Origin of the sequence: Vibrio sp. 2-Bac 85 (genome assembly GCF_037546705.1) — a bacterium.
Classification (GTDB): Bacteria; Pseudomonadota; Gammaproteobacteria; order Enterobacterales; family Psychromonadaceae; genus Psychromonas.
The window spans coordinates 1-9,144 of the sequence record NZ_JALAAB010000032.1 but is presented as its reverse complement, the minus strand read 5'-3'; the positions used below and the strand labels follow the sequence as shown (position 1 = coordinate 9,144).

General features: G+C 37.2%; 3 protein-coding genes. All 3 read right to left on the bottom strand.

What is annotated here, in order from left to right:
• Positions 1-645: 645 nt before the first annotated feature.
• Positions 646-5,433, bottom strand: a complete 4,788-nt coding sequence (locus MT390_RS19410) for an NAD-glutamate dehydrogenase (RefSeq protein ID WP_499442846.1) — start codon at positions 5,431-5,433, stop codon at positions 646-648.
• Between the two features lie 453 nt (positions 5,434-5,886).
• Complete coding sequence (gss, locus tag MT390_RS19405; protein ID WP_499442845.1) at positions 5,887-7,779, bottom strand: bifunctional glutathionylspermidine amidase/synthase; 1,893 nt, start codon at positions 7,777-7,779, stop codon at positions 5,887-5,889.
• Positions 7,780-8,729: 950 nt separating this feature from the next.
• A partial coding sequence (locus MT390_RS19400) for a LysR substrate-binding domain-containing protein (protein ID WP_499442844.1) occupies positions 8,730-9,144 on the bottom strand: 415 nt, incomplete at its 5' end.

Here is a 9,144-nt window from a genome sequence, read left to right as displayed (position 1 = left end):
AAACTAGTCATTTTATTTATTTTGGTTCTTATCTTTTTCTGCTTTGCTTTTGCTTAACCTATTTTTGATCTTTCCTTCTCTATTCTTCGTGCCTTCGTGGTTAAACAGCTTTTGACTTTAAAGATAATCACCACGAAGCGCTGCGCTTCACGAAGGATATGAAGTAAAAAAATGGGAGGTTTAAAAACCAACAAACTCGACTATTTCACTTGTTTTTGGCTTCTACCTTTTTCTGCTATGTCTTTAACCTGTTTTTGACCTTACCTTCTCTACTCTTCGTGCCTTCGTGGTCAAACAGCTTTTGACCTTAAATTCCTTAGCCCTTTCGTGTTTAAGGCGTTTTTTGGCCTTATCTTCTCTAATCTTCGTGACTTCGTGGTTACCGCTTTTGATCTTTACCGATTTATATCTTCGAGTTTAATCAGGTTTCGCTAAACCATGCCTTCGTGGTTAATAAGCTTTTGATCTTATACAGCAAGCCCTAGCGAAAAACACCTATAAAAAAAGCGATGTGATTATTCACATCGCTTTTTAGCTTTAACTCTATTAACTATAACTATAACTATAATCATAACTATATAAGATAAGTTGAGCTGTATTAACTGAGCTATAAAAGCCTGAACTCATAGCGCTCAACGATAAAGGTTAACTTTTAGATAAATCTAATAACTCCCTTAACGCAACCTGACACATACTAAACTCAGGCATGCTTACCGCCGATAATGCTTCGGCCATTTTGTGCCAGCGAGTCGCTAAGCTCTGATGTTGGGACTCCCAATCAACATAAGCTTTTTCAACATCTTTACCTTCTAAGGTTAATAAAATCGCTCTGGTGATACGCTTTTGTTGCCACTCTAAATCATCACGCATCGCCTCTCTTGCTAGTGACTGCCAATGACTATCAACCGGTAACAAGTTCAACTGCGAAGAGATATCAGCTAGCTTTAACTTCTCTTCAGAATGGAAGAAAACATGTGCAGCTAATTGAGGATCAATTTTCAATTTATTCGCGACATCAATAATATTTAACAGTGCATATGACTGCTCAGTATTTGATAATTTCTCAGCCAATGCTGCTGGTACACCTTCTTTTGTAACACTATCCAATTCTCGTTGACGCTGCTGTAAACCACGCTCACTCAGTAACTGAGGTAAGTTAGCTTTAACGGCATGTAATGAAGATTTATACTTTTTAATCAAGCATGCACAATCAAGTTGATCTCTATGTCGTCTCACAATCCAACGTGAAGCATGGCGTACCATACGCATTAATCGATTGCTAAGTTTCGCTTGAACGGCATTATCAATTTGATTATCAAGTGATTCAATCTCTTCCAATAATTCAGGTAGATTGAAAATATCACGCGCAATAACCCAAGATTTTGCAAGCTCTAAGAACGAACAACCGGTGCTAGCCATAATACGATGAGCAAACGTTGCTCCCATCACATTAAACAAATCATTACTGACTTGAGTAGCAACAATTTCAGACAATAGCGGATGCTCATGTATTTCATTCTTATAGGATTTAACTAATTCAGCTGGGAATATTTTCTCTGCTTCTTTTGCTAAATAACCATCTTCTGCAATTCGAGCCTTAGCCAGTTGCTCTTTCATTTCATTTTTTGCATAGGACAATAAAACTGAAATACATGGACGCATTAAACCAAGACCGGCATTTTTACGTTCAGTGATAGTTTCATCACTTGGGATAACCTCTAACGCTCTATTTAATTTACCCTTTTCTTCTTGGCTATCAATTAAACCGCGGTACTCTTCAATACATTTATCCCCATTTTTATAAGACAGGCTAATGCTTTGTGCTTGACGGTAATTATTATGCAATACCAATTCAGAAACTTGCCCAGTCATATTTTGTAACCAAACATTACGCTGCTTAACGGTTAAATCGCCTTTTGATACTAATTTATCCAATAAGATTTTAATGTTAACTTCTAAATCCGAACAGTTAACCCCTGCCGCATTATCAATCGCATCGGTAAAGCACTGCCCACCGTTTAACGAATACTCAATACGCGCACTTTGTGTCATGCCTAAGTTGCCACCTTCCCCAATCACTTTACAGCGTAATTCTGCACCATTAACACGTAGATTATCATTCGCTTTATCGCCTACATCAGCGTGGCTTTCTTGCTTACTCTTAACATACGTACCGATACCGCCATTCCATAACAGGTCAACAGACGCTTTAAGCAATAACGAAATCAATTCCGTCGGTGTTACTTTGCCGGCTTTAATAGCAAAGGCTTTAGCCATTTCAGGTGTAACTGTAATAGATTTAGCTGAACGTTCAAAAATGCCACCACCAGCAGAAATCAGCTTAGCGTTATAATCTGCCCAGCTCGTTCTTGGTGTATCAAATAAACGTTGGCGCTCTTCAAAGCTCGCATCTAAATCTTTAGGGTTCGGGTCAATAAAGATGTGTAAATGGTTAAAGGCCGCTAATAATTTAATCTTCTTAGAACATAGCATGCCATTACCAAATACATCGCCAGCCATATCGCCAATACCAATCGCGGTAATAGGTTGTTCTTGAACGTTAATCCCTAACTCTCTGAAATGACGTTGCACACTAATCCAAGCACCTTTTGCAGTGATCCCCATTTTTTTATGGTCATACCCGTTACTGCCACCCGATGCAAAAGCATCGTTTAGCCAGAAGTTTCTATCGGTTGCTAACTCATTAGCAATATCAGAGAAAGTTGCAGTTCCTTTGTCAGCAGCGACCACTAAATAAGGGTCATCATTATCGTAGCGCACCACTTGTTGTGGTGGGATTAAATTACCCGCTTCAAGGTTATCCGTAATATCCAGTAACGCGCTAATGAACATCTTGTAACACGCAATACCTTCTTGCATAAATGTATCGCGATCCATGGCAGGCGTTAAATACTTAGCAACAAAGCCACCTTTTGCGCCAACCGGTACTATCACAGAGTTTTTAACTTGCTGTGCTTTTACCAGGCCTAAAACTTCAGTACGGTAGTCTTCTCCACGGTCAGACCAACGTAATCCACCACGTGCAACACTACCCCCACGTAAATGTACACCTTCAAAGCGAGGTGAATAGACAAACACTTCATAACTTAAGCGTGGTAATGGAATTTCACTGATTTTTTTATGGTCGAATTTAAAGCTGATGTAATCTTTAAATTGCCCACCTTCTTGTTGAAAATAATTACTACGAATGGTCGCCATAATCAACTCAACAAACTTACGAAGTACCCTGTCATCATTAAGGTTACTAACCTCGTTTAAAGATTCTAAAATATCGTTTTCTAATTGTGCTTGTTTTTCGATGCTAACTTTAAGCTCAGGATTAAAACGAGCATGAAATAAGCTCACAATTTGTTTTACATAACCGCTATGTTCAAGCAATGTTTTTGCCATTGCAAAATGACTAAAACCGAAACGAATTTGTTTTAAGTATTTTGCATAGGCACGTAACATAGCGATATCACGCCAATCAATACCGGCACCTAAAATCAATTTATTAAATGGGTCGTTATCTGCTTTTGAATACCAAACAGCTAAAAAAGCATCGGAAAATAGATGACGGAAGTTTTCAGGGTCAAAACCATTATCGCCAACATACAATAAAGTGAAATCATATAACCAGAAGGTATTCTCACCCACTGGGCATACTTGATAAGGGTACTCTTGCGCAACTTGTAACCCTAAGTTTTCTAAAATAGGGATAAGATCCGATAATAATAATGCGCCATCTTGATGGAAAAGTTTTAATTTTAGACCACTGTTATTCGCTTCAATTGAGCGATAGAAACGCAAAGCCATTGAACGTTCTGGTGATAAATATAACGATTCAATACGGTCAATATCTGCTACTGCAACACGAGAGCTAAAGCTTTCTTGGTAACTACTTGGGAAAGCAGATTGATATTTACGAGTCAGTTTTACTGCTGTTTCTTCACCATACTGTTCAAACAATGAATCTTGTAACTCTTCATGCCACGCTTTAGTGATTTGTTGCATACGCAACTGGATAGCATCAACTTCTAACTCACCTTCATAGGCTTTATCCAAGTGGATCACTAAACGTAAACGTGCAAGGTTTGATTCACTTAAATAGGTTTGGAAGTCACTGTCAGCGATTGGCATAGTACGTGATAATAACTCGACAAATTTAAGTCTAACTTCAGTATTGTAAACATCACGAGGAACATACAATAAAGCAGTAACAAAGCGTTTATTACCGTCAGTTCTTAAGAACAATTTAAGCTGTTTTCTTTCCTGCGCATGTAAAACTTCGATAACATTATGAAGTAACGTTTTTTCATCACATAACAATAAATCTTCAACCGCATAGGTCGATAATATTTGCGTTAACTCTTTGTAATAATGCCCACCGAGACTTAATCCCGATTGCGCTAATATATTACTGATTTTTTGACGTATAACAGGAATACCTAACGGGCTACCACTATAAACAGATGAAGTATAAAGGCCTATAAAACGAAGTCCGCCAATTAATACCCCTTGTTTATTAAACTGTTTCACATATACAACATCAGGGTAAGCAATACGATGCACCATGGCACGTTGTGACGCTTTACTAAAGTGCAATAAAGAAGGATCTTGTAACTCTTGTACACAGTCAAACTGTGCTTTATCTTGCATAAAATCTTTGTGTTTTAATAAACCTAACTGGCTATCTTTAACAATAGAAATTACATTATCTTTAACTGTAAATTGATCACAAGCGAGGAAAGTAAAGTGGTCGTCAGCCATCCAATCCAAATAAGTTTGTTGCTCAGTAAAGTCAGATTTTGATGCGATAGCGCTGACAGCTTTTTTACTGGTTGCAATAGCCCCTTTTACTTTGTCGATCATCTGATGATAATCATCAACCACTTGCGATACATTCGCTAATGCCTTCTCCAAGCTTTTTTGAATTTTAGCGCGCTCTGTCGATGACGTTGTTTGGTCAATTTCAATATATAACAACAGCTCAGTATCATTGTCTGTATTTAATTTTTTCAACTTGCCAGAAGCACCACGCTCACTGTGTATTTCACTATAAAAAATACGATGTAATTTAGTGTTCTGTTTGTTTAATGTTATTTTTACCGTATCAATAACAAACGGAATATTACGGCTTAATACACTGATAACGGTATGGCTAGATTGCCACTCGTCCTGCTCAACATCAGGGTTGAATACTTTTACTTTGGCTGTTTCACCTTTCCATTGATGCACTTCTCGCCACAATGAAACCGTTAAGCCAGATAAATCATCTGGGCTGATAGTGGCTAAATCAACAATGCTAACATCACGATAAATAGCATTAATAAAACTTTGTAGGAGAGATTGTTCGCGTGTTGGGAAATGTGCTTTTAATCGCGAGAAGATTTGTTCTAGGATATCTGATTTTTGATTCAATTTTATATTCATAATATAACCTGTCTAATGACGTGAAGTAGCTTGCAGGGCTAAGGCTATGTCAAATAAATAAATACACAATACAATAAGTTAATAAGCGTTTATCAGAGCACAAAAAACATGAAAAAATCCTTCATTAGACCTTTACAAAAAAAACTTTTGTCACTTTCCGTAACTTAAAATATCGAAGAACATCATAACCACACTAGTAGCAAGGCTTTGAGAGGTGTAAAACTAAAAATCAACACTTGAAAAGATTGATGATGTAGTTAAGTGATGACCTCATAAATTGTTCCAATCTCATGTTTATTTTCATTTTTAACATTTATTGACTGAACATTGGAATATGACTGATGGCACTCTCATCGTTAATAGGATCTGCATAAACTAATATGGTAAATACAAGCTAAAAAAAAGCCCACCGAAGTGAGCTTAAGAGAAATAAAGCAATAATAAGACAACCTATTATGATTGCAAAATATCCTCATCATTAACAAAGCGTAACGCTAAACAATCACTGTCTTTACTAATAATCATTGATGAGTCCACGCGTAAACAACTGCCTGCATATTTACCCGCAGCGGTGAACGTACAAACTTGTACATAGTAGCCATCCACTAAAGGTAACGGAAACAATGCTTGATAAATATTATCTTGAGCTGCGAATTTACCTCCCGTTGCTTCAAGCACGCCTTGCTCTTCATCAACTAATTGAATATTAGCGCCGCAACGCCCAACAATCGGTTTGCTGACATATCCACTAGCCTGTAAATCTTCGTTTAATACAAAGTCTGCCTGCAATAATAATGGGTGATTTGGGAATAATGACCACAACACGGGTAAAATTGCCTTATTACTTGGGATTAATGTCCATAAAGGTTCAAAAATCATAATATTTTTATGCAATAAAACATCAGCAAGTCGTGGTGTTTTACCTTTTTTAGATAAAGGCTCAAAATTTTCAGATGACGTATCATCAGATTCACACTCTAAGCGAATTTGATCTAACGCCGTTTCCCATGACCATGTTTTCCAAACCCAATGCAACACATCCCCTTGCGCATCAACCACATTGCCCAACTCATCCCATATCAAGGAGTCAATACCTTCAATCAAACGACTATCAATACCTGCCGCTTTTAAAGTTTGTTGAATAAATAAAGCATGATATTTCTCTTCAGGATCAACATCGTGAAGAATATGTACAAGGCCTTTTACCTGACTTTTTTGCCAAGCATGCACCAGTTGCTTAAATAAATCCTTACCCGCATCCTCTCCTTCATGCACATCATAATGTTGAGCCCATTTCCCCTGAATTTTAGCACCTTCCATATAACAGGATGCCGAATCACAGTTGTATTCATAAACCTTTAACCCCTGCGTTGTCATGGAAAAGTCAAAACGACTCGTGATCAATTGATTTAAACGATTATCCCAGGACTGACGGATCTTAGGTAACAAAGCGCGAGGTAAATTAAATTTATCCAATAATTGTTCATTATCTAGCACATAATCCGTCGCGTGCATGAATAAACCATGTAACTCATTAGTGGCACGGCGTAGCGTATCCTGCGCAGTATCTGATAACACATAATAACGATATTGGTCCGCAGCAACCGCGCTTAACTTATGACCATGCAAAGCTTTTACATAAGCAGCTTCATCTTTATTAGCCACATTTAACCAGGATTTTTGTTGCCCAACAATTGGTTTAGCGTAATGACTGGATAAAGCAAACAACTGCTTATTAATCTCTTCGCTCACCTCTGCATTAGTTTCATCTTCGGTTTGTATCATCCAGCCTAAAATCAATGCATCGTTAAATGAACAAGCAAGCCAATACTCACCATCGTCACTAATAGTCGCCACTAATTCACGGCTATAATTTCTTCCCTCTGGCCAAACGCTATGGTCAAGGTTTTGTTCTGCAATACGAATTTTATCCGAGAAGACTTCCGTAACAATAGCAACATGCCCTGTTTGTTCAAACTCACCACCTTGTTCCCAAATTAATAAACAACCCGGCTCCGGATGACGTTTACTCCCATTACTGAAAGCTTGTAAAGGTAAGCGTGTGTTGGATGCTATATCACGCACTGAACGTAAGTTAAAAATTTCATAGGCCATGGACACATCATCAAAAATATACCCATAATTTTTATACATCCAGCGACGCGCAAACTCAACACATTGCCATTTATAGCCCATATAAATACCGTCGACATAATGACGAAAAGCACTGCGCTTAGGATAGTCAATATCACTCGCACTATCATAGTCGCTAGAATAAGCCGCAACGCCACCTGGTGCATAACCAAGTAAGGTACCAAAAGAACAAAACACAGATTTTTTAGACAAGATTGTCATCCAATTAAAGGGTAAGAAACGTTGCAAATATAGACAACTGCATGGTAATTAGCAATCACTCAATTAGCTAAAAATACAAATAAATAATGCACAGGAAATAGGCTTAAATTAAGGGAATGGACGAGAGGTACTGACACACCAATACCTCATGAAAATCAACATTTAACGAGATTTTGTTAAATATTGATGGAAATGAATAAAGTTGTTTCTAAAGCTTAACCTAGCCTTGTTAGCTTCCGGTACTGTGTTGAGTGATATTTTATGAGAGGTACATGAATAGATAGAATTCATAAATAACACTTAACGATAAGAAAACATTAATTAACTAGAGTTGCTATTGAGTTTTATAGTGTTCAACAACACCGTCACCTCTAAGCATTGAGCATTATATTATTCAATATCGATTTATTGGGTTTGATAATATAAAGCTGATAAGTAGGTAGTAAATTTTTGCCTCAAGTAAACAAATATATAACAGGGAAAGATGGTTTTGTTTATAGGGTCATAGTGATTGCATCTATTACCTGCATACAATCAAAATGACAAAAATAGAATGACTGATTTAAGTAGTAAATGGCTTATAAAGAGTCACTTAGGATAGCCACTGCTAAAACAATCATTCGGTAAGTATTAGATCAGATATAACTGCTCCGTCGTCAAGCAACGATGAAGTAGACGATTTATACAGCCAGAATTTACATCATACCGCCGATAAAAATAAATCATTAATAGTAAAGGTTTAATTTAAAAAAACATTCCCCCAGTTTATCCCCCTACCAACTCACGACTGAAGTTAACCAACTGAGTTTCAGTAAGTTTGCTAATAATTTTAGCATTAATAACTCTTTATCAGTTTTTCAAAAAAAGTCCTAATTCCTAAGTATATTTTTCCAAATAAAGAGTCAACTTTGCCACTGAAGCGCTCACTCGAAGATTAATATCTATGACTCAGCTTGAAGCATTGATATCACCCAACGTTGCAACGCATCTTCACTGTAGCGCGGATGCCAAGCAGCGATAACATCGAATTTATCGGGAGACTGTTCAAGTTTTATTTCAATTAAATCCAATCCCTTAATTGCACGAGAGGGTAAAAAAGCAATAGAGTCTGTCGTTTCAAGGTACATTGGCACAATTGAAAAACAAGGTGCAGAAACCACTACATTTCTTTTAAAACCAAATGTTTTGAACCAATCATCAATAGAGCCTTTAAAGTTAGGCCTTGAAGGAGATGCGATAATGCTTGGATATTGAGCAACTTCAGCTAACGATGGGTTATTTTGTAAAATAGAAGCGCTCGGTGATGCGACACAAACATGGTGTTCTTCAAATAATTTTAAAATAGGATAGCTATCC

Excerpts from the sequence above, each read along its gene's own strand:
- MT390_RS19410 (WP_499442846.1), bottom strand. The coding sequence starts at position 5,433 with ATGAATATAAAATTGAATCAAAAATCAGATATCCTAGAACAAATCTTC.